The organism is Marinobacter qingdaonensis, assembly GCF_034555935.1.
Lineage (GTDB): Bacteria > Pseudomonadota > Gammaproteobacteria > Pseudomonadales > Oleiphilaceae > Marinobacter > Marinobacter qingdaonensis.
On record NZ_JAYDCJ010000003.1, the window covers coordinates 2,978,195 to 3,002,064 of the forward strand.

The 23,870-nt window shown below is 61.7% G+C and carries 27 protein-coding genes; 8 read left to right on the forward strand and 19 right to left on the reverse strand.

Annotated elements, in window-relative coordinates:
- Positions 1–34: 34 nt before the first annotated feature.
- The gene (gene purU, locus U5822_RS16865) at positions 35–889 is read right to left on the reverse strand and encodes a formyltetrahydrofolate deformylase (protein WP_322856768.1); all 855 of its coding nucleotides are present in this window, start codon (positions 887–889) and stop codon (positions 35–37) included.
- Positions 890–1,031: 142 nt separating this feature from the next.
- Here purU and ggt point away from each other — a divergent pair, with 142 nt between their 5' ends.
- From ggt to ftsH, 3 genes are read left to right on the forward strand one after another with little or no spacing between them, the layout of a single operon-like run.
- Complete coding sequence (gene ggt, locus U5822_RS16870) at positions 1,032–2,795, forward strand: gamma-glutamyltransferase (protein WP_322856769.1); 1,764 nt, start codon at positions 1,032–1,034, stop codon at positions 2,793–2,795.
- Positions 2,796–2,831: 36 nt separating this feature from the next.
- Positions 2,832–3,080, forward strand: coding sequence for a YkoF family thiamine/hydroxymethylpyrimidine-binding protein (locus U5822_RS16875; RefSeq protein ID WP_322856770.1), 249 nt, complete (start codon positions 2,832–2,834; stop codon positions 3,078–3,080).
- Entirely contained in the window at positions 3,077–4,984 is a 1,908-nt protein-coding gene (ftsH, locus tag U5822_RS16880) for an ATP-dependent zinc metalloprotease FtsH (protein ID WP_322856771.1), read from the forward strand. The genes U5822_RS16875 and ftsH overlap by 4 nt, the downstream gene beginning before the upstream one ends.
- Positions 4,985–5,037: 53 nt before the next feature.
- On the opposite strand, the gene yghU is transcribed toward ftsH, so the two are convergent.
- A complete protein-coding gene (gene yghU / locus U5822_RS16885) occupies positions 5,038–5,919 on the reverse strand; it encodes a glutathione-dependent disulfide-bond oxidoreductase (RefSeq protein WP_322856772.1) in 882 nt (293 codons plus the stop codon).
- Positions 5,920–6,167: 248 nt separating this feature from the next.
- Between yghU and U5822_RS16890 the strand changes: the two genes are divergently transcribed.
- On the forward strand, positions 6,168–6,545 hold the full coding sequence (locus tag U5822_RS16890) for a DUF4398 domain-containing protein (protein ID WP_322856773.1): 378 nt from the start codon (positions 6,168–6,170) through the stop codon (positions 6,543–6,545).
- Positions 6,546–6,564: 19 nt separating this feature from the next.
- The gene (locus tag U5822_RS16895; RefSeq protein WP_322856774.1) at positions 6,565–7,353 is read left to right on the forward strand and encodes an OmpA family protein; all 789 of its coding nucleotides are present in this window, start codon (positions 6,565–6,567) and stop codon (positions 7,351–7,353) included.
- Positions 7,354–7,368: 15 nt separating this feature from the next.
- On the opposite strand, the gene U5822_RS16900 is transcribed toward U5822_RS16895, so the two are convergent.
- Entirely contained in the window at positions 7,369–8,112 is a 744-nt protein-coding gene (locus tag U5822_RS16900; protein WP_322856775.1) for a hypothetical protein, read from the reverse strand.
- Between the two features lie 139 nt (positions 8,113–8,251).
- Here U5822_RS16900 and U5822_RS16905 point away from each other — a divergent pair, with 139 nt between their 5' ends.
- Entirely contained in the window at positions 8,252–9,259 is a 1,008-nt protein-coding gene (locus tag U5822_RS16905; protein ID WP_322856776.1) for a GlxA family transcriptional regulator, read from the forward strand.
- A gap of 15 nt (positions 9,260–9,274) precedes the next feature.
- Here U5822_RS16905 and U5822_RS16910 read toward each other — a convergent pair whose 3' ends face one another.
- Entirely contained in the window at positions 9,275–10,096 is an 822-nt protein-coding gene (locus U5822_RS16910; protein WP_322856777.1) for a methyltransferase, TIGR04325 family, read from the reverse strand.
- Positions 10,097–10,254: 158 nt separating this feature from the next.
- Here U5822_RS16910 and U5822_RS16915 point away from each other — a divergent pair, with 158 nt between their 5' ends.
- Positions 10,255–10,857 (forward strand): DUF2845 domain-containing protein, encoded by a 603-nt coding sequence (locus U5822_RS16915; protein WP_322856778.1) that lies wholly within the window; start codon positions 10,255–10,257, stop codon positions 10,855–10,857.
- A gap of 41 nt (positions 10,858–10,898) precedes the next feature.
- Here the strand turns inward: U5822_RS16915 and U5822_RS16920 are convergent, their stop codons facing one another.
- Complete coding sequence (locus U5822_RS16920; RefSeq protein ID WP_322856779.1) at positions 10,899–13,091, reverse strand: OsmC domain/YcaO domain-containing protein; 2,193 nt, start codon at positions 13,089–13,091, stop codon at positions 10,899–10,901.
- A gap of 226 nt (positions 13,092–13,317) precedes the next feature.
- Between U5822_RS16920 and U5822_RS16925 the strand changes: the two genes are divergently transcribed.
- Complete coding sequence (locus U5822_RS16925) at positions 13,318–14,241, forward strand: hypothetical protein (RefSeq protein ID WP_322856780.1); 924 nt, start codon at positions 13,318–13,320, stop codon at positions 14,239–14,241.
- Positions 14,242–14,316: 75 nt separating this feature from the next.
- On the opposite strand, the gene U5822_RS16930 is transcribed toward U5822_RS16925, so the two are convergent.
- The 14 genes from U5822_RS16930 to U5822_RS16995 all read right to left on the reverse strand — a co-directional run bounded on the left by U5822_RS16930 (position 14,317) and on the right by U5822_RS16995 (position 23,864).
- On the reverse strand, positions 14,317–14,475 hold the full coding sequence (locus tag U5822_RS16930; protein WP_322856781.1) for a YqaE/Pmp3 family membrane protein: 159 nt from the start codon (positions 14,473–14,475) through the stop codon (positions 14,317–14,319).
- A 112-nt stretch (positions 14,476–14,587) separates the two neighbouring features.
- Positions 14,588–14,992, reverse strand: coding sequence for a VOC family protein (locus U5822_RS16935; protein WP_322856782.1), 405 nt, complete (start codon positions 14,990–14,992; stop codon positions 14,588–14,590).
- Between the two features lie 80 nt (positions 14,993–15,072).
- The gene (locus U5822_RS16940; RefSeq protein ID WP_322856783.1) at positions 15,073–15,516 is read right to left on the reverse strand and encodes a hemerythrin domain-containing protein; all 444 of its coding nucleotides are present in this window, start codon (positions 15,514–15,516) and stop codon (positions 15,073–15,075) included.
- A gap of 90 nt (positions 15,517–15,606) precedes the next feature.
- On the reverse strand, positions 15,607–16,053 hold the full coding sequence (locus U5822_RS16945) for a cupin domain-containing protein (RefSeq protein WP_322856784.1): 447 nt from the start codon (positions 16,051–16,053) through the stop codon (positions 15,607–15,609).
- 141 nt (positions 16,054–16,194) lie between these two features.
- Positions 16,195–16,929: an ABC transporter permease gene (locus U5822_RS16950; protein ID WP_322856785.1), complete on the reverse strand. Its 735-nt coding sequence runs from the start codon at positions 16,927–16,929 to the stop codon at positions 16,195–16,197.
- Complete coding sequence (locus U5822_RS16955) at positions 16,929–17,876, reverse strand: ABC transporter ATP-binding protein (protein WP_322856786.1); 948 nt, start codon at positions 17,874–17,876, stop codon at positions 16,929–16,931. The genes U5822_RS16950 and U5822_RS16955 overlap by 1 nt, the downstream gene beginning before the upstream one ends.
- A 22-nt stretch (positions 17,877–17,898) precedes the next feature.
- Positions 17,899–19,056, reverse strand: coding sequence for an ABC transporter permease (locus U5822_RS16960; protein WP_322856954.1), 1,158 nt, complete (start codon positions 19,054–19,056; stop codon positions 17,899–17,901).
- Between the two features lie 33 nt (positions 19,057–19,089).
- Positions 19,090–20,013 carry a glycine betaine ABC transporter substrate-binding protein OsmF gene (gene osmF, locus U5822_RS16965; protein WP_322856955.1) on the reverse strand — a complete coding sequence of 308 codons (924 nt, stop codon included), beginning with the start codon at positions 20,011–20,013 and terminating at the stop codon, positions 19,090–19,092.
- Positions 20,014–20,151: 138 nt separating this feature from the next.
- Complete coding sequence (locus U5822_RS16970) at positions 20,152–20,520, reverse strand: VOC family protein (protein ID WP_322856787.1); 369 nt, start codon at positions 20,518–20,520, stop codon at positions 20,152–20,154.
- 107 nt (positions 20,521–20,627) lie between these two features.
- Positions 20,628–21,272: a hypothetical protein gene (locus U5822_RS16975; RefSeq protein ID WP_322856788.1), complete on the reverse strand. Its 645-nt coding sequence runs from the start codon at positions 21,270–21,272 to the stop codon at positions 20,628–20,630.
- A 137-nt stretch (positions 21,273–21,409) separates the two neighbouring features.
- Positions 21,410–22,201: a substrate-binding periplasmic protein gene (locus tag U5822_RS16980; protein WP_322856789.1), complete on the reverse strand. Its 792-nt coding sequence runs from the start codon at positions 22,199–22,201 to the stop codon at positions 21,410–21,412.
- A gap of 268 nt (positions 22,202–22,469) precedes the next feature.
- On the reverse strand, positions 22,470–22,901 hold the full coding sequence (locus U5822_RS16985) for a GFA family protein (RefSeq protein ID WP_322856790.1): 432 nt from the start codon (positions 22,899–22,901) through the stop codon (positions 22,470–22,472).
- Positions 22,902–22,967: 66 nt separating this feature from the next.
- The gene (locus tag U5822_RS16990; protein ID WP_322856791.1) at positions 22,968–23,294 is read right to left on the reverse strand and encodes a DUF2834 domain-containing protein; all 327 of its coding nucleotides are present in this window, start codon (positions 23,292–23,294) and stop codon (positions 22,968–22,970) included.
- 222 nt (positions 23,295–23,516) lie between these two features.
- Entirely contained in the window at positions 23,517–23,864 is a 348-nt protein-coding gene (locus U5822_RS16995; RefSeq protein ID WP_322856792.1) for a 4a-hydroxytetrahydrobiopterin dehydratase, read from the reverse strand.
- Positions 23,865–23,870 lie beyond the last annotated feature (6 nt).

Below are 23,870 nucleotides of genomic sequence, written 5' to 3' on the forward strand. Positions count from 1 at the left end.
ATCGCTCCCGTTCCGGGGCAACTGTGGGACAGCGTTAATCAAACACTACCGTCTTGTTTTCGTAGGTAATCACCCGATCCTCAATGTGGGAACGCAGGCCCCGGGCCAGCACGTTCTTTTCCACATCCTTACCCAGGCGCACCATGTCCTCGATGGAGTCGCTGTGGGTGATGCGGATGACGTCCTGTTCGATGATCGGCCCTTCGTCCAGATCCTGGGTGACGTAGTGGCAGGTGGCGCCGATCAGTTTCACGCCGCGGCTGTAGGCCTGGTGGTAGGGCCGGGCCCCGGCGAAGGACGGCAGGAAACTGTGATGAATATTGATGACCTTGCCTGCGTACCGGGCACACAGCTCGGCCGGCAGGATCTGCATGTAGCGGGCCAGCACCACCACGTCGGCCGCGTACTGCTGGAACAGCTCGTCGATGTGGGCAAAGGCCTCGGCCTTGTTTTCCTTGCTGACCGGCACGTGGTGGTAGGGAATCTCGTGCCATTCCACCATGCGACGCAGGTCGTCGTGGTTGGAGATCACCGCCACGATCTCGGCGTTCATCTCCTTGCTGTGCCAGCGATGCAGCAGGTCGGCCACGCAATGGGACTCCTTGCTGCACATGAGGATGACTTTCTTGGGCTGGGCGGAGTCGGCGATGTGCCAGTTCATGTTGAATTCGCGGGCAATGGGCTCGAACGCCGCCCGGAACTGGTCCAGACCAAAGGGAATGGAGCTGGCCTTGAGCTCGTGACGCATGAAGAACCAGCCGGTCTGGGTGTCCGAATGGTGGCTTGCCTCGGTTATCCAGCCGTTGTAGGTGGACAGAAAATTACTCACCTTGGCGACAATCCCGACCCGATCGGGGCAGGAAATCACAAGACGGTATGTGTGCTCCATGAAAGCCTTTCCTTAACTGAAATCCGGGAAAGCAGGTGCGCAGGGGAATCGCTGGCGGCGAGTCGACAGGTTGACGGTACGCACCTATGAAAATGACCGGCTATCATAGCCTATCTGAACATCAGAAACGAGGAGTGCAGTCATGGTCAGTGCCCCACCGCAGCAAAACCGAGAAACCCGCGTCAGCAGGCGCTCAGGCGGCCTCTGCGCCCTGGCCTTCCTGCTCGCCCTCACCGGCCCGACCGCCGCCCTCGCCCAGGCCATTCTCGAAGGCGAACGCTTTCACCCGGTCGTGGCCAAGCACGGCATGGTCGCCACCAGCCACACCCTGGCCACCGAGGTTGCCCTGCAGGTCCTGAAGGACGGTGGCAACGCCGTCGACGCCGCGGTCACCGCCGGCTTCGCCCTGGCGGTGACCCAGCCCCGGTCCGGCAATATCGGTGGCGGCGGCTTTATGCTGGTGGCCAAGGGCGACGGCAGCGCCCCCGAAGCCATTGATTACCGTGAAAAAGCCCCAGCGGCCGCCACCGAAACCATGTTTCAGGATGAGGCCGGAGAGGTGGTCCAGAACCGCAGCCGGTTTACCCACCTGGCGGCCGGTGTGCCCGGCACCGTGGCCGGGCTGGCGCTGGCGCTGGAGCGCCACGGCACCCTGACGCTCGACCAGGCGCTTGCGCCGGCGATCAAGCTGGCCCGGGAGGGCTTCATCGTGCCGCTGCGCTTCACCGAAGGACTGGAACAGGCCCGTGACCGGCTGGAGCGCTGGCCGGCCACACGGGCAACCTTCTATAAGGAGGATGGCAGCGCCTACCAACCGGGCGAGCGCTTTCGCCAGCCGGACCTGGCCGAGACCCTGCAGCGCATTGCCGATCAGGGCGTGAAAGGTTTTTACGAGGGCGACACCGCCCGCCTGATCGCCGAGGAAATGCAGCGCCACGGCGGACTCATTACCGAGCAGGACCTGAAGGCCTATGCGCCGGCAGTTCGAACGCCGGTGCATGGCAGCTATCGGGGTTACGACATCTTTTCCATGTCACCGCCCTCCTCCGGCGGCACCCACATTGTCCAGATTCTCAATATCCTGGAGGGCTATCCGCTGGGGGACCATGGCCACAATTCGGCCGACACCATCCACTTGATGGCCGAGGCCATGAAACTGGCCTACGCCGACCGGTCCCAGTACCTGGGTGACACCGATTACGTCACCGTGCCCCTGGACGGCCTGACCAGCAAAGCCTACGCGGAGTCCCTGCGGGCTGACATCGACCCGAAACGGGCACGCCCGGCCAGCGACATTGGCCCCGGCGAACCGGCCGACTACGAAAGCCCGGAAACCACCCATTTCTCGGTGGTGGACCGGTGGGGCAACGCGGTGTCCAACACCTACACCATCAACTTCAGCTACGGCTCGGGCATTACCGTGGCGGGCGCCGGCTTCCTGCTCAACAACGAGATGGACGATTTCAGCGCCAAACCCGGCGTACCCAACGCCTACGGTCTGATCGGCGGCGAAGCCAACAAGGTGGAGGCGGGCAAACGCATGCTGAGCTCCATGTCGCCCACCATCGTCCGCAAAGGCGACCGCAACGTGATCGTGACCGGTAGCCCGGGCGGCTCGCGCATCATCACCACCACCCTGCAGGTGATCCTGAACGTCATCGACCACGGCATGAACATCCAGACCGCGGTCAACGCCCCGCGCATTCACCACCAGTGGCTGCCCGACGAAATCCGCATCGAACAAGGCGTCAGCCCGGACACCATCCGGCTGCTGGAGCAGCGCGGCCACACCGTGGTCACCGATTCGGCGATGGGCGCCATTCAGAGTATTATGATTGGAGAGGACGGCACACTGTACGGCGGCGCCGACCCCAGGCGCAGCACCTCGTCCGCGAAGGGCTACTGAGGCCGTCCCAACGATTCAGCAACCGAGGAGGCGACCATGTATTTGTCGGTCCAACTGAGCTGCTACCCGCTCAAAGACGACTACAAGCAACCGATCTGGGATCTCATCGCCCGCCTGGAGCAGACCGGGCTGGAAGTCTACCCGGGACGCATGAGCACCGAACTGTTCGGTGAGTACGATGAGGTCATGAAGGTACTGTCAGACACCATGAAATGGTCCTTCGAAACCTACGGCAAATCGGTATTCGTGGCCAAGATCATGGAGGGTGACCGGAGGCCCAAATGACCGACCCGGACGAGCCTGGAGGCCGGAAACCGCCGGATTCCCCGCGGCCGGTCATACCCAACCAGTACTCCTTCCTGTGGCTGAGTGCGGCCATCTTCCTGATGGTGCTCTGGCTGCAGGACCAGCGCCAGCCGCAACTGCAGGAGCTGGCCTACTCCGAGTTCAAGACCGCCGTCACCAACGAGCAGGTGGCGTCGGTCACCCTCCACAACGAAACCATCACCGGGCAATTCACCGACAGCGGCGCCAGCCGTTTCAGCGCCGAGCCCGGCAGCCAGGACGGCAGCGCCGGCTTCCACACCGTGCGCCCGCCCATGGACGACCCCGCCCTGCTGGAACTGCTGGAAGCCTACGAAGTCACCATTCGGGCCCAGCCCTCCGGGCTGCCCTGGTGGCAGGAGATGATCCGCGGCTTCCTGCCCTGGATCCTGTTGCTGGCCCTGATGTTCTGGTTCTGGGGCATCGCCCAGCGCCGCATCAGCCAGGGTGGCGGTCCCTTCGACTACGGCAAGTCCAAGGCCCGACTGGCGCGCAAGGAAACCTCGACCACCACCCTGGACGACGTTGCCGGCATAGAGTCGGCGAAACGGGAAATCACCGAAATCATCGACTTTCTCAAATCGCCGCAGAAATACCGGGCCCTGGGGGCCGAGATGCCCAAGGGGGTGCTGCTGGTAGGCCCGCCCGGGACCGGGAAAACCCTGCTGGCCCGGGCCATTGCCGGCGAGGCGGACGTGCCCTTCTTCAGCATCAGCGCCTCGGAATTCATCGAGATGTTCGTCGGAGTCGGCGCCGCCCGGGTGCGGGACATGTTCCTGACTGCGCGCAAGGAGGCGCCGGCGCTGATTTTCATCGATGAACTGGATGCCATCGGGCGCTCCCGGGGCACCGGCCTGGGCGGCGGCCACGACGAGCGGGAGCAGACCCTGAACCAGATCCTGACCGAAATGGACGGCTTTGAGCCCCACGAGAACATCCTGGTGCTGGCCGCCACCAACCGTCCCGATGTGCTCGACAGCGCCCTGCTCCGGCCCGGCCGGTTCGATCGCAAGATCACCCTGGACCGCCCGCACAAGGAGGCCCGGGCCGCCATCCTCAAGGTCCACGCCCGCAAGGTGCCGCTGGCCGAGGACGTGAATCTGGAGCAGCTGGCCGCCCGCACCATCGGTTTTTCCGGCGCGGACCTGAAAAACCTGGTGAACGAAGCCGCCCTGACGGCGGCCCGGGAAGACCTGGAGGAAGTCACCGCCCACTGCTTCGAAGTGGCCCGGGACCGGATCATCCTGGGCGAGGAGCGCGACGCCCACCTGTCGCCCGAGGAGCGGGAGGCGGTGGCCTACCACGAATGCGGCCACGCCATCATGGCCTATTACCTGCCCAAGGCCGACCCGCTTACCAAAATCACCATCATTCCCCACGGCATGGCCATGGGCGTCACCGAGCAGACTCCGAAAGACGATCAATACACCTACACCGAGAGCTATCTGAAAGATCGCATCAAGGTGATGCTGGGCGGCCGCTCCGCCGAGAAGATCGTGTACGGCGAGGTCAGTACCGGGGCCCAGAACGACCTCAAGGAAGCCACCGCCCTGGTCCGCCGGATGATTGGCCAATGGGGTATGAGCGAGAAGATTGGCCCCCTGGGACTCAGCATCGGTGAGGAGCACGTGTTCCTGGGACGGGAAATGGGGCTGCCCCGGGAATTCAGCGAGAAGATGGCGGAGTTGATCGATGCGGAAATCCAGGCCCAGTTGCTGGCGCTGGAGAAAGCGACGGTGGAGTTTTTGACCGAGCATCGGGAGCAGCTGGAAGCCCTGGCCCAAGCGGTGCTCAAACAGGAAACCCTGTCGTCCGAGGAAATTGAGCAGGTCCTGCGCGAGGTCGATGCCCGCAAGATCGCCTGACCTCCCTGTCAGGCCGGCCGGTCAGACACCGGCCGGCGGAGAGGAATCGGGGATCAGGAATGCCCCAGGGTGGCGGCCAGCTTGTCCTCGGTACGGTTCTCGAAATCGGACGCGTCGTGCCGTTCGTGCAACTGCTCCTCCGGCTCGCCCCAGGTCCGGTTGACCATGCGCCCGCGCTGGACCGCCGGCCGGTGGGCAATTTCGTCGGTCCACCGCAACACATTGGTGTAGGTGTGGGCTTCGAGGAATTCCGCGGCGTCGTAGACCTTGTTGGTCACCAGCGCGCCGTACCAGGGCCAGATCGCCATGTCGGCAATGGTGTACTCATCCCCGGCAATGAACTGGTTGTTGGCCAACTGACGGTCCAGCACATCCAGCTGACGCTTCACTTCCATGGTGTAGCGGTTGATGGGGTACTCGTACTTTTCCGGGGCGTAGGCGTAGAAATGGCCAAAGCCGCCGCCCAGCATGGGCGCGCTGCCCATCTGCCAGAACAGCCAGTTCAGGGTCTCGGTGCGCTTGGCCAGGTCCTTGGGCAGGAAGGCGTCGAACTTTTCCGCCAGGTACAACAGGATCGACCCCGATTCGAACACCCGAATGGCCGGATCGGTGCTGCGGTCCACCAGGGCCGGGATCTTGGAGTTGGGGTTTACCTCGACAAAGCCGCTGCCGAACTGGTCGCCATCGCCGATCTTGATGGGATACGCGTCGTATTCCGCCCCCTGCTTACCCAGCTCCAGCAGCTCTTCGAGCATCACCGTGACCTTGACACCGTTGGGCGTGGCGAGGGAGTACAACTGCAGGGGGTTGTCGCCAACCGGCAGCGCCTTGTCGTGGGTCGCGCCGGCGATCGGCCGGTTGATCTTGGCGAAGGTTCCGCCACTCTCGGCCTCCCATTTCCAGACCTTTGGCGGTGTGTAGGTGGGGTCACTCATATCAAACTCCTCTGCTGTCGAGCCGGGACCGCGCCGGTGCGCCATCCTGCGTAATTGCTGTAAGTCATACGCCGCTTAACGGGCGAAAGACCATCGACACTCCTCTTGCCGGTATCTCCCAGTTATTGGGCCGATACCGCCGTAATCAACAATCCCCTGCTATAGTTACTTTCAGTGGTTTTACACTCTTTCACAATCCCGTTCCTGCCGCTGGTCGGCGGCGCTACCGGAGACAAGGGAGTTTCCCCATGAAGCCGCAAACCCTCATGCTACGCCCGCTCCTGGCTCTGGGCCTGAGTGCCGCGTTGATCGCCTGCGCCGGTCCCGGCCCGAGACCCGACAGCCAACTGCAAATTGCTGAATCCTCCATCCAGCAGGCCGAAGCCTCGGACGCGCGCAAGTTTAACCCGGTCCTGCTGAACCAGGCCCAGAACCGGGTGGCCGACGCCAAGGAGATGATGGACCGCGAAGCCTACGGCCAAGCCAAGCGATTGCTGGAGAAAGCCGCCGTGGATGCACAACTGGCGGCGGCGCGCTCTGAGACCGAAAAAGCCCAACGCGCGGTGGCGGAAATCAATCGCAGTATCCGTGAGCTGGAAGCCCAGCTCGAGTCCAACCAACCCTGAGCCCGACAAGGAGATTGAGATGATGACTCGCAGACTATCCCTCAGCATCGCGGTCGGGCTGATTACCCTGATGACCGGCTGTGCCAGCTCGCCGCCCTACAACGCCAGCCTCGACCAGGCCCGGGCAAAGTACCAAAGCCTGGAGGAGAATCCGGACGTGGCCCGCAGCGGCGCCAGCCAACTGCGCGCCGCCAAGCTCCAGATTGACCGCGCCGAACGACTGCTGGCAGAGGATGAGGAGGTGACGGACGTTGAACACGCCGCCTACCTCGCCAACCGGCATGCGGAAATCGCCGAGCAGCAAGGCATGCGCGCCGCGCTGGAGGCCGAGGTGGACACCGCCGAGGAGCGTCGACGGCAGATCATGTTGCAGGTGAAAACCAACGAAGCGGAGGCCCTGCGGGCCCAGATGGCCGCCATGCAGGCGGAGCAGACCGAACGTGGCATGGTCCTGACCCTGGGCGATGTGCTGTTCGACCTCAACGAGGCCGAGCTGAAAGCCTCCGGGGAGCGCACGGTGGCGCGCCTTGCCGATTTCCTGATGAAGTACGAAAACCGGCGGGTTCGGGTCGAAGGCTACACCGACAGCACCGGCGACGAGGCCTACAACCAGCGTCTGTCAGAGCGCCGCGCCATGGCCGTATACGAGGCTCTGCTGAACATGGGCATATCCAGCGCCCGGGTTGAGGTGGAAGGCTACGGCGAGGCCTATCCGGTCGCCAACAACAGCACCAGCTCCGGCCGCCAGCAAAACCGCCGGGTCGAGATCGTGATTTCCGACGAAACCGGCCAGATCGAGACCCGCTGATGCGGGCCTCCTGGATCAGCGCAACATCCGCCGGAGGTTGGTTTTCATGGTGCTCCACACCGTCGGCGCATCCAGCTTCATCATGATTGGCAGGGACACGCCGTCCTGCCAATCCGGATTGAAGCCCTCGTAGCGGGCCTGCAAGGCCTGAATGCCGGTCGGCACCGGCCGGTTCTCCCCCTGGGGCACGCTCTGGTAGCGGATTACCCCCGCCTCCGGGTCCCAGTCGGCTCCGGCCTGCTCCCGGGAGAAGTCGGCCAGCACTTCCCGCTCCCAGTTCGGCGTCGCCGGATCCTGAATGGTCATGGCCCCGCCGAAGGTGCGGCTCAGGGACACAAAACTGGTGGGAAAGGCGAAGGCAATCACGTACAGCCGTCGCAGCCCATACCGGCGTAACAGCCCCGGCAACAGGCGCCAGGCCGCCGTCGTGATCTTGGGATGGCCACGCGCCGCAGTGCGCACGTAGTAGTACTTGGAATGGATCAGCAACGCCTTGCGGCCCGTCCGGGCGATGGGTTCGAAGGTGAAGGTGAAATACCCCTGCAACGCCCCATCGGCGTCCTCGAACAGCGCCAGCACCGTGCGCTCTTTCCGGCAGAAGCGGCAGAACCGTTGCCAGTCCTCCTGTTCCGGCAGCCGCAGGTCCAGATAATCCAGGCGCAGGCGCCACATGGCATCCAGATCGAGGTCTGACGCCTCGGGCCCCGAGACAATGCGGGCATTCAGTTTCAGGCGGGTTTTGGGTTTCTTGCTGGTCATGAAAGCAGTCTCGCTGTGGTCGTTCGACTCCGGCTCCGCCGGTTCTGGCTCAGGTGTTCAAGGCTATCGATTGACGCCGGGAGCCAGAACAGGCATATATGACTTTATTCACGCCATTTACGCCATCGCAAGATTTGCCATGACAGATCCCAACCAGCCCACATCGCCGGACAGCCCCAGGCTGCGAATCAGCATTCTGCTTGCCCAGGGCTGCTCGGCGACCAGCGTTGCCTCCATGCTGGAGGTCTTCGAGAGTATCAATTTCCTGGCATTGAGCCGGGGGGCGAGAGAAGCCCGGTTGCGGGTGACCACGGTGTCCCTGGACGGGCAACCGGTGACTGCATCCGGCGGCGTAACCCTGAGACCGACACACCGCATCGACACCGCGACCGAAGCGGACCTGGTCATTGTGCCTGGATTCCTGTTCCGGATTATGGAGCTGCTGCCCCGCCTGTCGGCTTGGCTGCCCTGGCTGCGCCAGCACCATGCCGCGGGCAGCACGATCGCCACGGTGTGCACCGGCGCCTTCCTGGCCGCCGAGGCCGGGCTGCTGGACCATCGGCGGGCGACCACACACTGGTATTACGCGGACACCTTTCGCAAGCGCTATCCCAAGGTCAATTTGCAGGACAGCCAGACCGTCACCGTCGACGGCCAACTGCTGTGCTCCGGAGGTGCCACCGCAGGCAACGACCTGCTGCTTTACCTCCTGGAGACCTTTGTCGACCGGGCGCTGGCGCGGGAATTCGCCAAGAAACTGCTGATCGACAGCAGTCGCACCGATCAGTCCCCCTATCGAACGGCCTCATTCAACCGCCGCCACGAGGACGATGCCATCCATCGCGTCCAGGACTGGCTGGACCAGAACTACAGAGAGTCACTGCAGGTCGGGGCGCTGGCCGACCGGTTCGGCTTCAGCCACCGTAATTTTGTCCGCCGCTTCAAAGCCGCCACCCGCCAGTCGCCCGGCCAGTACCTGCAAAATCTCAGGTTGGAAGACGCCAAGCAGAGACTGGAATCGAGCAAGGCCTCGTTTGAGCAGATCACCTACCAGGTCGGGTACGAGGATCCGAATTCGTTCCGGCGCCTGTTCGCCGACCGGGTCGGCGTCTCGCCCATGGACTACCGACGCAAGTTCCAGCGTTGACTACCCCGCCCGAGGCTAATGAAGCGGGTCCAGGCGCACCAGCATGCCACGGTAATGGTTCAGGGAATGGTCCGAGTGGTAGGGAATCACGCATTCCTTGTCGTCATTACGCCACTGGTCCACCACCTCGCCCTTGAGCTCTTTGATCTCCTCCAGCAGGTCCTCCGCCCCGTAGATCCGGTACGGACAGAACGCCGTGCTGATGTTCTGCAGGGTGACGTAGCTTTCCCGGGGATGGACCGGCAGCATGTTGATCAGCAGGTGGGTCGGCCGGCTGGGCAGGCGTGCCACGATCGAACTCAGGGACTCCTCCACATATTGTAAAGAACCGGAGAACAACACCCAGTCGAGCTCGCCGCTCTGGCCCAGATCGTCCACGAAACTCAGGTGCGGCGGATTGCCGTTCTCCGCGGCAAACCGCCGGCCCTCGCGCGTAACCGCCGGTACGTCGTAGATACGCCACTCGAAGGGCTCCGGGAAGTTCAGGTACTTCTGCAGCGCGTAGTACAGCACCCCGACATGGCCGCCGAAATCCAGCAGTGCCTGGTTCGGCTGCATCAACCGATTCAACCAGAACGCCACCGGGTAATCGCAGGGGGAAATGGCCTGCATTCGGAAGCGGTACATGTCGGCGGAGGCGGGGGCGTCGTTGTCGTAGCCCAGCGGTTTGCTGGCGGGCGCGTCGGCGCTGGCGGTGGCGAAGTCGGGGTACACGCCCTTGAACCAGTTGACGTTGGTGGCGTGGGCGAATTCCTTGGAATAGTGTCGATCCAGCGCGTGGTTGATGACTGGAATCTGTTCGAACTGATGCAGCAATTCCCTGGCACGTCGAAACATGGCCTCTGCTCCTATCGAAGCCCATGATTATTAACCCTAGCAGGCAATGGCGATTTTTCACGCCCCGCCCGGGGACCGCTGACCGGTTTTTCCAGGCACCGCGCCACCGGTGCTGACCGCCTACACTTAAAACAGTCAACTCATCCTGCCGGTGAACCATGACACAGCCCCATTCACAGCAGCTTCCCCCGCGCCTTCGTGAGCGCCTTGCCCCGCTCCTGTTCCTGGTTCTGGCGCTCTGGTCGGGTACCAGCACGGCTGCCTTGCGGTGCGGGTCGGCACTGGTGAGCGACGATGCCTGGCCGATCGAGGTGGAAGAGCGCTGCGGTCCGCCCGACTATGTGGCCGAATACCCCTCGGCCACTATCCCGGGCCTGGGCGTGGTGCAAACGGAAATGCACTGGTACTACAACCCTGGCCCCCAGCGCTTCATCCAGCGGCTGACCTTCCGCAATGGCCGGCTGGCCCGGGTGGAAAGTCTAGGCTATGGGTTCCATCCGCCCAGGAGCGGCCGTTGCAGCCTCAACACCCTCCGGCATGTACAGAACGAGTACGAGTTGATTGCCCGCTGCGGGGAACCTGCGTCCAAGCGGATCGAGTGGCAATTGCCGCGACCACTGGGGCGGTACGAGAACTGGCAGGTGCTCCAGCCAGTGCTGATCCAGCAGTGGCTGTACGACTTCTCCGACAACCAGTTCCGTCAGGTAGTGACCCTGCGGAACGGTCGGGTGGTGGAGATCCAGTCACGGCCCGGGCGCTAGGCAGGGAGCGCGGCCCCTGCCCGGCCCAGGCGCGGACCGGTTCAGCCGGCCAGGCCGGCCTTGCGCGCCCGGGCGGCGTGCAGCTTCTTGTAGCTTTCAATCAGGCGCTGGTGCTTCTCCAGGCCCTCGAGCTGGCTGTTGGTGGGCGTCAGGCCGTGGAAGCGCACGCTGCCATCCACCGAGCCGACCACGGCAGCCATGGTGTCGTCGCCGTACATGCGGCGGAAATTGACGATGAAGTCGTCCAGTTCCAGCTCCTCGTCCAGGGTCACTTCCAGCACGGCGTACACGGCCCGGTAGAACAGGTTCCGTTCCACGGTGTTGTCGTTGAACTGCAGGAACATGTCGACGAACTCCAGCGCCTCCTCATGCCACTGCAGGGCCAGGCAGATCAACAGTTTCAGTTCGAGGATGGTCAGCTGACCCCATACCGTGTTCTCATCAAACTCCACGCCAATCAGGTTGATGATGGTCATGTAGTTGTCGAGCTGGCTGGCCTCCAGGCGCTCCGCCAGATCCGCCAGCTGCTCGTCACTCAGGGTGTGCAGGTTGAGGATGTCCTCGCGGTAGTCCAGGGCCATGTTGGTGTTGTCCATGATCAGGTCTTCCACCGGGTAGACCTCGGAGTATCCGGGCACCAGGATCCGGCAGGTGGGCGCCCCCAGGTCCTCGTACACGGCCATGTACACTTCCTTGCCCATCTCCTCAAGAATGCCAAACAGGCCGGCGGCCTCCTGCTCGTTGGTGCCGGAGAAATCCCATTCGCAGAACTCGTAATCGGACTTGGCGCTGAAGAAGCGCCAGGACACCACCCCGGTGGAGTCGATGAAGTGCTCCACGAAGTTGTTGGGCTCGGTGACCGCCAGGCTGTTGAACGTGGGCGCCGGGACATCGTTCAGGCCCTCGAAACTGCGGCCCTGCATCAATTCGGTCAGGCTGCGCTCGAGCGCCACCTCGAAGTTGGGGTGGGCACCAAAGGAAGCAAAGACGCCGCCGTTGCGCGGGTTCATCAGGGTGACGCACATGACCGGGAACTGGCCGCCCAGGGAGGCGTCCTTCACCAGGATCGGGAAGCCCTGCTCTTCCAGGGCGCGAATGCCCTCCAGGATATCCGGGTACTTCTCCAGCACCTCCAGCGGCACGTCAGGCAGCGCCAGTTCCTGCTCCAGGATTTCCCGCTTCACGGCCCGTTCGAAGATCTCCGACAGGCACTGGACCTGGGCCTCGAACAGGGTGTTGCCGGCACTCATGCCATTGCTCAGGAACAGGTTCTCGATCAGGTTGGACGGGAAGTACACCACCTCGCCGTCGGACTGGCGCACGAACGGCAGCGAGACAATGCCCCGCTCCACCTTGCCCGAGTTGGTGTCGATCAGGTGAGAGCCCCGCAGGTCACCGTCCGGGTTGTAGATGTCCAGGCTGTAGTCGTCGAGAATCCCGGCTGGCAGCTCATCGTTGGGCCCGGGTTTGAACCATTCCTCGTTGGGGTAATGGACGAAATCGCTGTTGGCAATTTCCTCACCGAAGTACTGGTCGTTGTAGAAGAAGTTGCAGTTCAAACGCTCGATGAACTCACCCAGAGCCGAGCACAGGGCGCTTTCCTTGGTGGAACCCTTGCCGTTGGTGAAGCACATGGGCGAGGCCGCATCCCGGATGTGCAACGACCACACGTGGGGCACGATGTTGCGCCAGGATGCAATCTCAATCTTCATGCCCAGATCGGCCAGGATGCCAGTCATGTTGGCGATGGTCTGCTCCAGCGGCAGGTCCTTGCCCTCGATGAAGGTGCGGGTGCCGCCCTCCGGCTCGGCCATCAGCAGGGCCTGGGCGTCTTCAGCCAGATTCTCGACGGTTTCGATTTCGAAGGTGGGGCCGGTTTGCACCACCTTCTTGACCGTGCAGCGGTCGATGGAGCGCAGGATGCCCTGGCGGTCCTTGTCGGAAATGTCCTCCGGCAGCTCGACCTGGATCTTGAAGATCTGGTTGTAGCGGTTTTCCGGGTCGACGATGTTGTTCTGGGACAGCCGGATGTTGTGGGTCGGGATGTCCCGGGCCTTGCAGTAGACCCGCACGAAATAGGCCGCACACAGGGCGGACGACGCCAGGAAATAATCGAACGGGCTGGGGGCGGAGCCGTCGCCCTTGTAGCGGATGGGTTGGTCAGTAACGACAGTAAAATCATCAAACTTGGCTTCAAGTCTGAGGTTGTCGAGGAAGTTGACGTTGATTTCCATTACGAGGGTACCAGCGTTGGAGAATTGGGCGCGCCGTGGCTTGATTGACCCGCCATTATCCAGTTTTTGGTGCCGCTCGTCTTGGGTGATTACCAGTACGCCGCCCTCCTTCCGTCGGCCTGGGCCCTCTGGACTTTATGGGCACTTTCACTTCCAATGGAGGCGTCGCTCAATTCCGCCTGGAGTACTCGCGACAGCTATCAGCCACAGTCAACAAGGAAGACTTATGAAACAACAACCCATTGTGAAAGGCGTGATGCTCGTGTCCGGCGCCGCTGTGCTTGCGGCCTGTGGCGGAGGTGGCGGCGGCGGAGGCAGTTCGAGCTCTGCCCTGTCTCTCGATACCGAAAACTACGCCAACAAGCAGATTGCCATCTCGGCCGACGCCAATGTCCAGAACCTGGTCGGACTCTACGATGGCATTGCCGAAGGACTGGCGCTGGTTGGGGAAGTTGAGGGCACCCTGCTGCCCGCCGGCGCAGAAGAATCGACCACCGTGGACTGTGACGGGGGCGGAACCCTCACGGTGTCCTACGTGGAAAACGGTCAGGGTGCGGAACAGTCCCTGACGTTCAACGCCTGTGTCGTCACCACCAGCAGCTACGGCGCCGTGCTGCTGAACGGTGGCTACGACGCGGTGCTCACCGTCTCGGGTGAGACTGAGGCCAGCGCCTCCGCCAGTTACGATATCACGGGGGAGCGACTAACGACCGGCGAGCCACTGCAAATCCTCGGCTCCACCGACATTCGAATCGTCAGTGGAGCCGGCGGCAACCCCGACAACTTCAGCCTGACCAATACGATTGACGCCTTTGAAATCAAACTGGGCTCCGACTACGCCGCCATCACCGGCGGTGACATTCGGATCAACCGCACCGAGTCCACCACCGAGTTCAGCATCGCCGGCAAAATCCTCGGCTCGGACATCGGCGGCTATGTCCAACTCTCAACCCCGGCACCGGTCGTGATTTCCGACACCGAGGCCTGCCCGATCGAGGGCATCATCAGAATCGCCAGTGATGGCAGCGCCGAGGTGCGTTACGGCAGCAGTGCCAGCGGCACGGCACAGGCGGTGGCGGTCTGGATTGATGGTCAGGTGGTCGAGAGTTACCCCGATTGCAGCACTGTGGGCTTTACCAACGGATATTGAACGCATCAGTGCGGGAGGTTCGCTGAGGAATCCCCCGCACTGCCAACACCTGCCACGCTCAACGCCAACGGCCGCTCACTTCTTGGCGATGATGTATACGGCGTGCACAATCCCCGGCAGATAGCCCAGTAACGTCAACACAATATTGATCCAGAAGTGCTTACCCAAGCCGACCTGCAAGAACACTCCCAGGGGCGGCAAAAGAATGGCAACGATGATGCGAACAATATCCATGGCGTCTCTCCATGTGTTGTGGCCCGGATTCGCGGGTTAATCCAGGACAGGACTTTCGGGACCTCGGACGGCGATCAGAGCGTCGGTCGACTCACCATACCGGGCGCGATCATCACGTCAGGTCCTGAAAGGGGTTGTAGGCCACCTCCCAGTAGTGGCCCTCGGTGTCCTGGAAATAGCCGGAATAGCCGCCCCAGAACACCTCCTCCGCCGGTTTGGTGAGGGTGGCACCGGCGGCTACTGCCTGCTGGAGCAGCGCATCCACCTCCGCTTTGGTTGCCACATTGTGGGCCAGGGTAATGCCGGAGAAGCCCGGTTCGGTGCTCGCCGGAAGCCCGAGATCTTTCAGCAGCTCGGCCCGGGGATACAGCGCCAGCCAAGTGTCTTGCAGGCTGAAGAAGGAAATGCCGCCACCCTCGAACTCATGGCGCGGCAACCCCAGGCCCTCGCCGTAAAACCGGGTGGCCCGTTCCAGATCATCGACCCCCAGGGTGACCAGGCTGATCTTTGCTTTCATGACTGCACTCCTTGCAGCGGCGGTAGGCTCCCCTGGCCGTCGCGTCTGTTCGGTTGAGCCTGGGCGTTTGTCCGCCCGGCTTACGGCGTTTCCGCCCGTTTGTCCATTTCACCCCGATAGTCAGCCCCGAGGGACGTTTTATCGGCATCCGCCAGTACCTTGCCGGCCACGGTGAACACCTCTTTTTCCTCTTCCTCGAGGTGGTGCAACAGCTTGTGGGCCAGGTTCTTGGCGTGCGCCAGCCAGCCCGGCGAGTCCTCCTCGGCGGACGAGACCGCTTCAATCAACTCATCCAGCTCGTGATGCTCCGCGACGCTGTGCCGGGCCTGTTCCTGGGTCGTGTCGTACTGCATCAGCGGCACGTAAAAATGCCGCTCCTCGGCAAGCGCATGGTCCGCTAACTCTTTCTTCAGGTTGAGAAACAGCCGCTTGCGTTCGTCACTGGCTCCACTGGTCGCCAGCACTTGTTCGATCATTTTGCGCTGTTTGTCGTGATCGGCCCGAAGCTCTTCAAAAATGGTCATGGATCGCCTCCCTGATTCGTGGCGTTGACGGTCCCAAAAGCTACGTCAGGCAACCGGCATTGGTTCGCCCCATCCGGCCCGGACCGAAAACTAGTCGTTGATGCCCTCAATGGGAATCGCGTCCAGGGGGGCCACAAAGCCAATGTACAGAACACAGTCCGCGCCCGCATGACAGTATGCTGAGTGCGGCAGTTCCGCGGGTCCGTACGCGTACTCGCCGACGCTGATGGTCTCTTTCTCATGGTTCTCGTACACGACCTCCAGCGTGCCAGACACCAGCACCATACGCTCCTGGGAGGTGTGAAAATGTGGGGGTATCTCGAAATCCCCGGGCACCTTGAAAAAAATGTCAAGATTGGTGTCGGCCGGATCTCCCTTCAGTACAGCGATCTGGCAGCCTTCCGGGATGAAATCCGGGCACGGCATCCACTCAAGCCCCGGGTCCTCGTGGGAAATGACCAATGGTTTTTCCTGTGCGCTGACACAGGCGCAGGCAGCGGCAAGACTGATAGTGAAAGCGAGCGGAGTGGCGTTCATGGCTTGATCCCTCTTTCGATTCTTGGTGATACCCAGAACTCTCAGAGACATCCACACTCCGCAACAGAGAGCAGCTTTAATCAACCATAGCACAGGCCAGAACGACCGGGTGGTGCGACCCGAGGGAACTTGCCAGCCTCGTTACCGGCTCGGCAACCGACGCTCCCAGGTCCGCTCCAGCGCCTCGAACACGCTGTCGGTGGTCAGCGCCAGCAAGCCGATCAGCAGGGCCCCTTGCAGGACATAGGCCGTGTTGTCATTGACCAGGCCCGCGATAACGGGATCGCCCAGGGTCCGGGCTCCGATGGTGGACCCGATGGCCGCCGTGGCGATGTTGATGGTGACGGAGGTGCGGATCCCGGCCAGAATCACCCGGCCCGCCAGCGGCAGCTCCGCCTGCACCAGGACCTGAACCGGCGACATGCCCATGCCCCGTGCCGCCTCCCGCACGGCCGGATCAATGCCCTCCAGTCCGGCCAGGGTGTTGCGCAGGATGGGCAGCAGACCGTACAGAATCAGCGCCACCAGAATCGGCGCCTCCCCAAAGCCCAGCACCGGCACCGCCAGCGCCAGCACCGCCACCGGTGGAAAGGTCTGGCCGATGGACGCCACCTGGCTGACCAGGGGCAGAAAATCCCGGCCCGCCGACCGGGTGGCAAAGATTCCGCCGGCCACGGCCGCGACCGTACCGATGGCCGCGGACACCGCGACCAGTAGCAGGTGGTTCTGCAACAGGAACAGAAAGCTGTCGCGATCGTACAGCACCTGTTGCTTGTCCGGCTGCAGCCACCGGAACATTGGCTCCAGCAGGGTCATGCCGACGGACAACCCGCACAGCAACGCAATCAACAAGGCGGGCGGCAGCCAGGCGCGCATCAGATTCCGCCCTGCAGCAGGCGCTCGCGGGTGATCACCCCGACCTCCTGCCCCTGGTCATCGAGCACGGCGACCTCAGGCCGGTCGCGCCAGAGCATGACCGACAGCGCCAGGCGCAGGCTGTCGTCTTCGTGCAGGCCGTCCTCGCCGGGCGTTCCTGGTCTGGGTTCCGGGTGGCGCACCATCAGTTCCCGCACCGGCCGCAGACTCATCAGCTTGAGCCCCCGGTCCTGCTTGCCCACCAGACTCTCCACGAAGGCCGACGCCGGCCGGCGCAGAATGTTCTCCGGTGTGTCGTGCTGGATGATCCGGCCTTGGTCCATCACCGCGATGCGCGTCGCCAGCCGCAGGGCTTCATCGATGTCGTGGGTCACAAACACCGTGGTCTTGCAGACCTGTCGCTGAATCCGCAGCATTTCCAGCTGCAGATTCTCCCGGGTGATGGCATCCAGCGCGCCAAAGGGTTCGTCCATCAGCAAAATGTTGGGATCGGCCGCTAGTGCCCGGGCAACTCCGACCCGTTGGGCCTGGCCACCGGACAACTGCTGGGGGTATTTGTGGGCGTGCGTGGCCGGGTCCAGGTCCAGCAGGGTCATCAACTCCCGCACCCGTGCCTCAATTCGGTCCCTGGGCCATTTCAGCAACTGCGGCACCATGGCGATGTTGCGCGCCACCGTCCAGTGGGGAAACAACCCCGTGCCCTGAATCACGTACCCCATGTTCAGGCGCAACTGGTCGGGATTCATGGCGGTCACGCTCTCGCCGTCCACCAGAATCTCGCCGGCACTGTGGGGCAACAGACGGTTGATCATGCGCAGCGTGGTGGATTTGCCGCACCCGGAACTGCCCACCAGCACGCAGACCTCGCCGGTTTCCACGGTCAGGTTGATGTTGTCCACGGCGATGGCTTCGCCGAAGCGCCGGGTCACGTTTTTCAGTTCAATCATCCGGACATGGGCCTTTTGGCAATCATGTGGTTACGGGGGCTGGCTTCAAACTGTTGGCCAGCATGGTGAGCAGCGCATCCGCCAGCAGCGCGAGCGCAATGGTAGGCAAGGCCCCAAGCAGCACCAAGTCCATGGCCGCCTGCCCCAGACCCTGGAAAATGAAACTGCCCAGGCCACCGGCACCAATCAGGGCTGCCACCGCGGTCAGGCCGATCGCCTGAATGGTGGTGATGCGCACGCCCTCAATGATGACCGGCATGGCCAAGGGCAGTTTGAGCTGGAAAAACAGCTGTCGGTCCGTCATGCCCATTCCCCGGCCCGCGTCGACCAGGTGTTCCGGAACTTCGGTAAGCGCAACGAAGGTGTTGCGCACCATCGGCAGCAGACTGTACGCCATCAGGGCCAGCAATGCGGGCGCCCAGCCGATGCCCCGGATGCCCAGGGCCTGCAGGACCGGAAACGCCTCCGACAAGGCACTGAGGGGTGCTATCAACAGGCCAAACACGGCCAGACTCGGAATGGTCTGCAGGAAGCTCACGGCACCCAGCACCGGTCGTTGCCAGGCCGGGCTGCGCATCATTTTCAGCGCCAGCACAAACGCCAGACCGGCGCTGAGGGATACGGCGCCCAACGCAAGCGCCAGATGAGTCCACAGCGCCTGCTCAAACGCACCGGGGCGGGCATCGAACTCCCGCACCAGGGACAGGCTCGCCAGGCCATCGCTCCGCAGCAGCCATAACCAACTGCCCGCGAGGCCCAGCAGTAGCGCCAGTTGCAACCCGCGCCGGGTGCCATAGCGGCCGAGGGCCTCAACCAGCATCAACGACAGCAGAAACAGCAGGCACCAGAAGCCAGCCCCGACCGAGGACCGGGCATAGGGCGCATCCTCGGGCAGATGGCGACCGGCAAAGACCTGCAGTAACAGTGGCAGCAAGGCCAGGGACAGGCCCACCAGACCCAGCAACAGCGGATAGCGAATTCGAATGGGCCGGATGGCGAGCAGAATCGACGCCGCCAGCACCAGAGTTACCAGCCCTGCTCCCGGCCAGCCGAGCGCCGACAGCAGACCGTGACCGGTGCCCGGGACGATGCGATTGGGTTGGATGGTGCCAAAATCCAGCAGCCAGGCCAGGATGAGGGCCAGGACCGCCAACACCGGGACTACGCGGTTCGGCGTCATCGGCTGTGGGGAGGGCGTGGAACTCGGCAAACCTCAGTCCTGGGTCAGCGAATCCAGGTAATCCCGCGCCACCTGCTCCGCCGGCACCCCGTTCACGGCCACCAGGCCATTCAGGCGCTGCAGGGTTTCTAGGTCCAGGGCATCAAACACAGGCTCCAGCACCTCACGGATCGCGGGGTAAGCCTCCAGCACTTCCGCGCGCACGATGGGCGCCGGCTGGTACACTGGCTGAACGCCCAGGGTGTCTTCCATTACCTTCAGATCCAGCGCGTTCAGACCGCCGTCGGTGCCGTAGGTCATGGCGCCATTGACGTCGTTGTTGTTCAGGGCCGCTGCCCGCAGCGTGGCGGCGGTGTTGCCACCCGAGAGCACGAGCAGCTGGTCGGCGCTCAGGGTAAAGCCATAGGCTTCCTGGAACGCTGGCAAGGCGCTGGCCGACTCCACAAACTCGGCGCTGGCCGCAAACTTGAACGCCCCACCGCCATTGATGTAAGCCGCCAGGTCCTCCAGCGTCTGCAAACCGTTGTCCCGGGCCAGGTCACCACGCACGCTCATGGCCCAGGTGTTGTTGGCCTGCGCCGGCTTCAGCCAGATGATGTTGTGGGCGTCCTTGTCCAGGCTGGCCGCCCGCTCGTAGGCTTTGTCGGCATCTTTCCAGAGATCGCGATCGGCCTGGTCGTGGAAGAAAGCGGCATTGCCGGTGTACTCGGGATAGAGATCGATTTCGCCCGCTTTGATGGCGTTGCGAACGATGTTGGTCGCGCCCAGCTGCAACCGGTTCTCCACCGGAATGCCCGCCTGCTCCAGCGACTGCAGGATCATCTGGCCCAGAACCGCACCCTCGGTATCGATCTTGGACGAGACCACCACCGGGTCAGCGGCGAAAGTCTGCCCGGCAAGCAGCGTGAGGGAGAGCGTCACGGCGTGACGAAAACGGGAGAATAGGGGCACGGCCAGTCCTCTTGGTCGGTGAGCGTTCTTGGGGGGGTTGCCGGCAACAATTTCAGTCATTGCCGCCAGTTAGCTTAAGTCTATGACACACAACGTCAATGGCAAGGCCGGATTGCCCGCCGCAGGCACTAGGCTTGCCGGGTTTCAGGTGCCCTCCCCCGACGACACCAGGTGGATGATGTTGGACGGGCTGGCGATCCAGAACGCCTTAATGGACTCCGGCAACGGCTCGATCTCATCGCACCGGGAACAGCCCTGCTGCCGGAAATAGGCCGATGCCTGGTCAATATCACTGGCAATGACTTCCAGCCAGATCTCGGCCTGACTCAAACCGGCGACCCGATCGAGCCAGAGCACCTTGTCGCCGAATTCAAACCTGGGCGTGTCGTCAGCGTTGCTGCCGGTCAGCTCCCTGAACCTGAGCACCTCCCGGTAAAAGCGCACCGTGCTCTCGTATTCGTGGGCGGGAATTTTCATCGCGATGTTACGGCCGGGCTGAAAGTCTGCGCTCATGGCGTGCGTTCTCCTCAATGCCGGTAGCCGCTGGGCCTGGGGGTTAAAGTCGGGCGGCCATTCCTGACTCGATTAAATGAATGTAGAACATTCGGTGTTGGTAGCGCTTAGGACAGCGATTGCATAGGAGCATTTTCACCGCCCGCATCCACGTAACAAATCGCCTGACTGACCAGTTGATTCCAGAAAACGGACCAATACCCACTGAGTAACAGCGCAGGAGCAATAAAGACCGCAAGAAATACTGAAATAAAGAGTGAATCTGGCGCGATACCAGATTTGAGCTGAAAAACGCTGGCAAGAGGAATTGCCACAAAAACGATAAGGGAGGTGCGCTTAACGAAGGTGTACTTTACGGACTGAGCCAGGGTCAGTTCTCTATCAAATATCGCCTTCACCACAGCGGCCAGGAAATACAGCACGAAGGAAACACTCGCAACGATCGAGAGTGCGGCCTGCAGGCCGCTCACGTCGTTTTCCCCTCTCTGGGCTTGGTGATTCCCAAAAACCAGGCTCCCACCGTCTTTCAAAGGCGCGAATACCTCCCCTCCCCACTCCACGAATAATGCCAAGATAGCGACAACGGCGTTTTGTGAAAACAAGGCGACAACGAACAAACCCAGAGCCATCCAGACAGCAGCGGTCAAGGCAGTCATGAAATAGCCGGTATAACCAATGAACTGCTTTAACACCCACCGCATCACCGTCGATTGCGGGACGCTGAATCCGAATTCGATACTTACATTAGACAAGAGTAACCCTCCTTGGTATCCAATACTTCTGCTGTTCGATAATGATTGTATCCCCAAGCTAGTGCATGGGATGAGGAACTAGAGCGCAAAAAACCGTATGTCCAATCCGTGGAAACGAAAGATTAAACCACTCGGAGTCATCGATAACTCTCAAGCAGAAGGTCGAGTTGTGACTGGAATTCGGGATCCCGCATGATCGCATCGACCTTATTGATCACCGTCTCGGCGGATGGAAGTTCGCGCGATACGCCAATATGAAAGGGGATCAGGGAATTCGGAACAAAATCAACCTTGCGAACTTTCAGCTTCTCCGAATAGCCAAGCTTTTGAGCGATGAATCGGGCGTCTTCGGCCGGCTGCACAAAAAAATCCCCGGCTTCCCGCAGCATAAGAAGATGCATCATCGTATTCACATCTCGGCCTGATACCGTCTCCAGAAAGTCGGGGATATTGTCCTCCTCCCATTTGGAGCCCTTCTCGACGATCACCGTCAGACTGGACAAGTCAGCGAAGCTGGTAGCCGATTCAATCACGCCTAGGTTGGGGTTGTCCGCCGAGTACACCAGATAGCCAAAGTCCTGGGTGAAGAGCGGCGATTTCGAAAAGAGGGCGTAGCCTTGTCGCTCTTTCGACGGATAGGTGAGAAAACCATCGGAGAGACCCAGCCGAACGTTGAACTGCGCCCTTGACCACGGCATCACTGCGTTTTCCGTGCTGTAGTCGGGGATAAAACTGAACGCCAGTTGCACCAGATCCGGGAGAAGCCCGACCGCCTTCGCGTCAAGCGAGAAACTGTACGGCGGTGATTTTTCGCTGAACGCGAAGGTCAGCTTGCTTTTCGCCAATACGAAACCCGGCGAAGCCAGGAGAACAATCAGTACTACGAGGCACCAGGGCACCACAAACCCATTCAAACGACGTTCAATCACCAAGGTTACCTCTGAGGAGCTTTGCGCTTGTCTGAACCCGTAATCATGGCGCCAAAGGGACAAGAGCCGCAAGCCTGCCAATCCCCAAGCCGGCCGCAATACAGCGCTATGAGGTGCCACGGCAGTTGTTTCCGGTAGAGGCTGCAGGCAGGAACGAACTGCAAGACCTTGTTAATTGCCGATGATCATACCTTTCCTTGGCATTTAACGCTGAGCGCACCAGCGGCCTGACAAGGCCGTCCGAGTGACGCGGCTTGTTATCACCGTCTCAGTCATACTCCGCATTCTGAGATAGATCGTCCGTAATCTCGAACCAGGGAGCCTTACTAGCAACGAATACGTGCCGCTCGGGTTTTACTCCTGGGTCTGTGTCGAGTGTTCCGAGTGGGAATCCATAGATATCCGGATTTGCATCGAATTTCGTGTAGAGGCTTGAACCGCAGTTCGAGCAAAAGCCCTTATGCTCACCCGGAGAGGATTCGTAGAATTTCATCAACTCCTGACCTTTGACGGTATGCCAGTCGGAGGACTTTACCTTTGCGCGGGTTCTGAACGCTGATGCGTGTAGCTTCCGGCACATTGAGCAGTGACAATTCAGCACATCGGTCAGTGGACCGTTGATTTCGTATTGGATGCCTCCGCAGAGACAACTGCCCGTTTGCTTCATTGATTCACTTCCTTGTCTGATAACGCCTGCCATTAGCGGCGCCCCGACGGGGGCGTCCGGTGGACGGCCGACAGGCCAGAAACAACCTTAAGCGGCCTTTTATATTTTGCTGGCTTCGGCTTCCGGTTCTTGCCCACCACGCAGCACCAAATAAAGCAGCGGCCCGGCCGACACAAACACCGCGGTCAGAACGAAGAACGGAATAAGATAACCCAGCCCCTTACCGCGGCGTTTGGCGTCCTGGTACATCCAGACGCAAGCCAGTGCGGCCAGAATGTAGAGATCGATGACAACCTGGGCGGTATCCGGACTCGACATGAGCTGGGCACCGAAGGCCAGCAGGGACTGCTCGGCGCCTGCCATAACCCAGAAAGTGAAACCCATGAAGAGACAGAGGACAACGAGGGGGAGCGTGGATATTCGCATGATCTTCCTTGATTAATGGTTGTTGAGCACGTGTACCTTCCAGTGCTTCCACCATAGCAGATCCGAAACCCGCGATCCTTGGGGCCTCCTGCGGTTTTGCGAACGGGTTCGTATCCTGCTCAGCTTTCCCAACACCTGGCCGGAATCCGCATCACATGAATAACGCCCACCCGCCGAATGGCGGGGCGAGCGTGGCGGAAGGCCGATTCCGCCACGCAGAGGTCACTTGGGCTCGGTGTAGGCCGCGTCGGTTTTCGCCGCCATTATGAAATCGTTCTGGTGCAGGCCGCCAATGGCGTGGGTCCACCAGCGCACGGTAACTTTGCCGTACTCCAGCAAGATGGCCGGATGATGGTCTTCCGAGTCAGCCAACTCGCCCACCTTGTTGGTAAAGGCCAGCGCTCCGGTGAAATTCTTGAACCGGAACACCTTGAGCAGCTGTTCCTCGCCATCGATCTCATCAATGGCCCAGTCGGGCACTTCCTTTAACAGCGTTTTCTTGTCGGCCTCGGTGACTTTTGGCGCGTCTTTGCGGCACGCCTGGCAGTGCTGTTGGGTTAGCTCACTCATGACCAA

Bases quoted from the DNA above. Each gene is read 5' to 3' on its own strand.
- purU (WP_322856768.1), bottom strand. From the start codon at position 889: ATGGAGCACACATACCGTCTTGTGATTTCCTGCCCCGATCGGGTCGGG.
- ggt (WP_322856769.1), top strand. From the start codon at position 1,032: ATGGTCAGTGCCCCACCGCAGCAAAACCGAGAAACCCGCGTCAGCAGG.
- U5822_RS16875 (WP_322856770.1), top strand. From the start codon at position 2,832: ATGTATTTGTCGGTCCAACTGAGCTGCTACCCGCTCAAAGACGACTAC.
- ftsH (WP_322856771.1), top strand. From the start codon at position 3,077: ATGACCGACCCGGACGAGCCTGGAGGCCGGAAACCGCCGGATTCCCCG.
- yghU (WP_322856772.1), bottom strand. From the start codon at position 5,919: ATGAGTGACCCCACCTACACACCGCCAAAGGTCTGGAAATGGGAGGCC.
- U5822_RS16890 (WP_322856773.1), top strand. From the start codon at position 6,168: ATGAAGCCGCAAACCCTCATGCTACGCCCGCTCCTGGCTCTGGGCCTG.
- U5822_RS16895 (WP_322856774.1), top strand. From the start codon at position 6,565: ATGATGACTCGCAGACTATCCCTCAGCATCGCGGTCGGGCTGATTACC.
- U5822_RS16900 (WP_322856775.1), bottom strand. From the start codon at position 8,112: ATGACCAGCAAGAAACCCAAAACCCGCCTGAAACTGAATGCCCGCATT.
- U5822_RS16905 (WP_322856776.1), top strand. From the start codon at position 8,252: ATGACAGATCCCAACCAGCCCACATCGCCGGACAGCCCCAGGCTGCGA.
- U5822_RS16910 (WP_322856777.1), bottom strand. From the start codon at position 10,096: ATGTTTCGACGTGCCAGGGAATTGCTGCATCAGTTCGAACAGATTCCA.
- U5822_RS16915 (WP_322856778.1), top strand. From the start codon at position 10,255: ATGACACAGCCCCATTCACAGCAGCTTCCCCCGCGCCTTCGTGAGCGC.
- U5822_RS16920 (WP_322856779.1), bottom strand. From the start codon at position 13,091: ATGGAAATCAACGTCAACTTCCTCGACAACCTCAGACTTGAAGCCAAG.
- U5822_RS16925 (WP_322856780.1), top strand. From the start codon at position 13,318: ATGAAACAACAACCCATTGTGAAAGGCGTGATGCTCGTGTCCGGCGCC.
- U5822_RS16930 (WP_322856781.1), bottom strand. From the start codon at position 14,475: ATGGATATTGTTCGCATCATCGTTGCCATTCTTTTGCCGCCCCTGGGA.
- U5822_RS16935 (WP_322856782.1), bottom strand. From the start codon at position 14,992: ATGAAAGCAAAGATCAGCCTGGTCACCCTGGGGGTCGATGATCTGGAA.
- U5822_RS16940 (WP_322856783.1), bottom strand. From the start codon at position 15,516: ATGACCATTTTTGAAGAGCTTCGGGCCGATCACGACAAACAGCGCAAA.
- U5822_RS16945 (WP_322856784.1), bottom strand. From the start codon at position 16,053: ATGAACGCCACTCCGCTCGCTTTCACTATCAGTCTTGCCGCTGCCTGC.
- U5822_RS16950 (WP_322856785.1), bottom strand. From the start codon at position 16,929: ATGCGCGCCTGGCTGCCGCCCGCCTTGTTGATTGCGTTGCTGTGCGGG.
- U5822_RS16955 (WP_322856786.1), bottom strand. From the start codon at position 17,876: ATGATTGAACTGAAAAACGTGACCCGGCGCTTCGGCGAAGCCATCGCC.
- U5822_RS16960 (WP_322856954.1), bottom strand. From the start codon at position 19,056: ATGACGCCGAACCGCGTAGTCCCGGTGTTGGCGGTCCTGGCCCTCATC.
- U5822_RS16970 (WP_322856787.1), bottom strand. From the start codon at position 20,520: ATGAGCGCAGACTTTCAGCCCGGCCGTAACATCGCGATGAAAATTCCC.
- U5822_RS16985 (WP_322856790.1), bottom strand. From the start codon at position 22,901: ATGGCAGGCGTTATCAGACAAGGAAGTGAATCAATGAAGCAAACGGGC.
- U5822_RS16990 (WP_322856791.1), bottom strand. From the start codon at position 23,294: ATGCGAATATCCACGCTCCCCCTCGTTGTCCTCTGTCTCTTCATGGGT.
- U5822_RS16995 (WP_322856792.1), bottom strand. From the start codon at position 23,864: ATGAGTGAGCTAACCCAACAGCACTGCCAGGCGTGCCGCAAAGACGCG.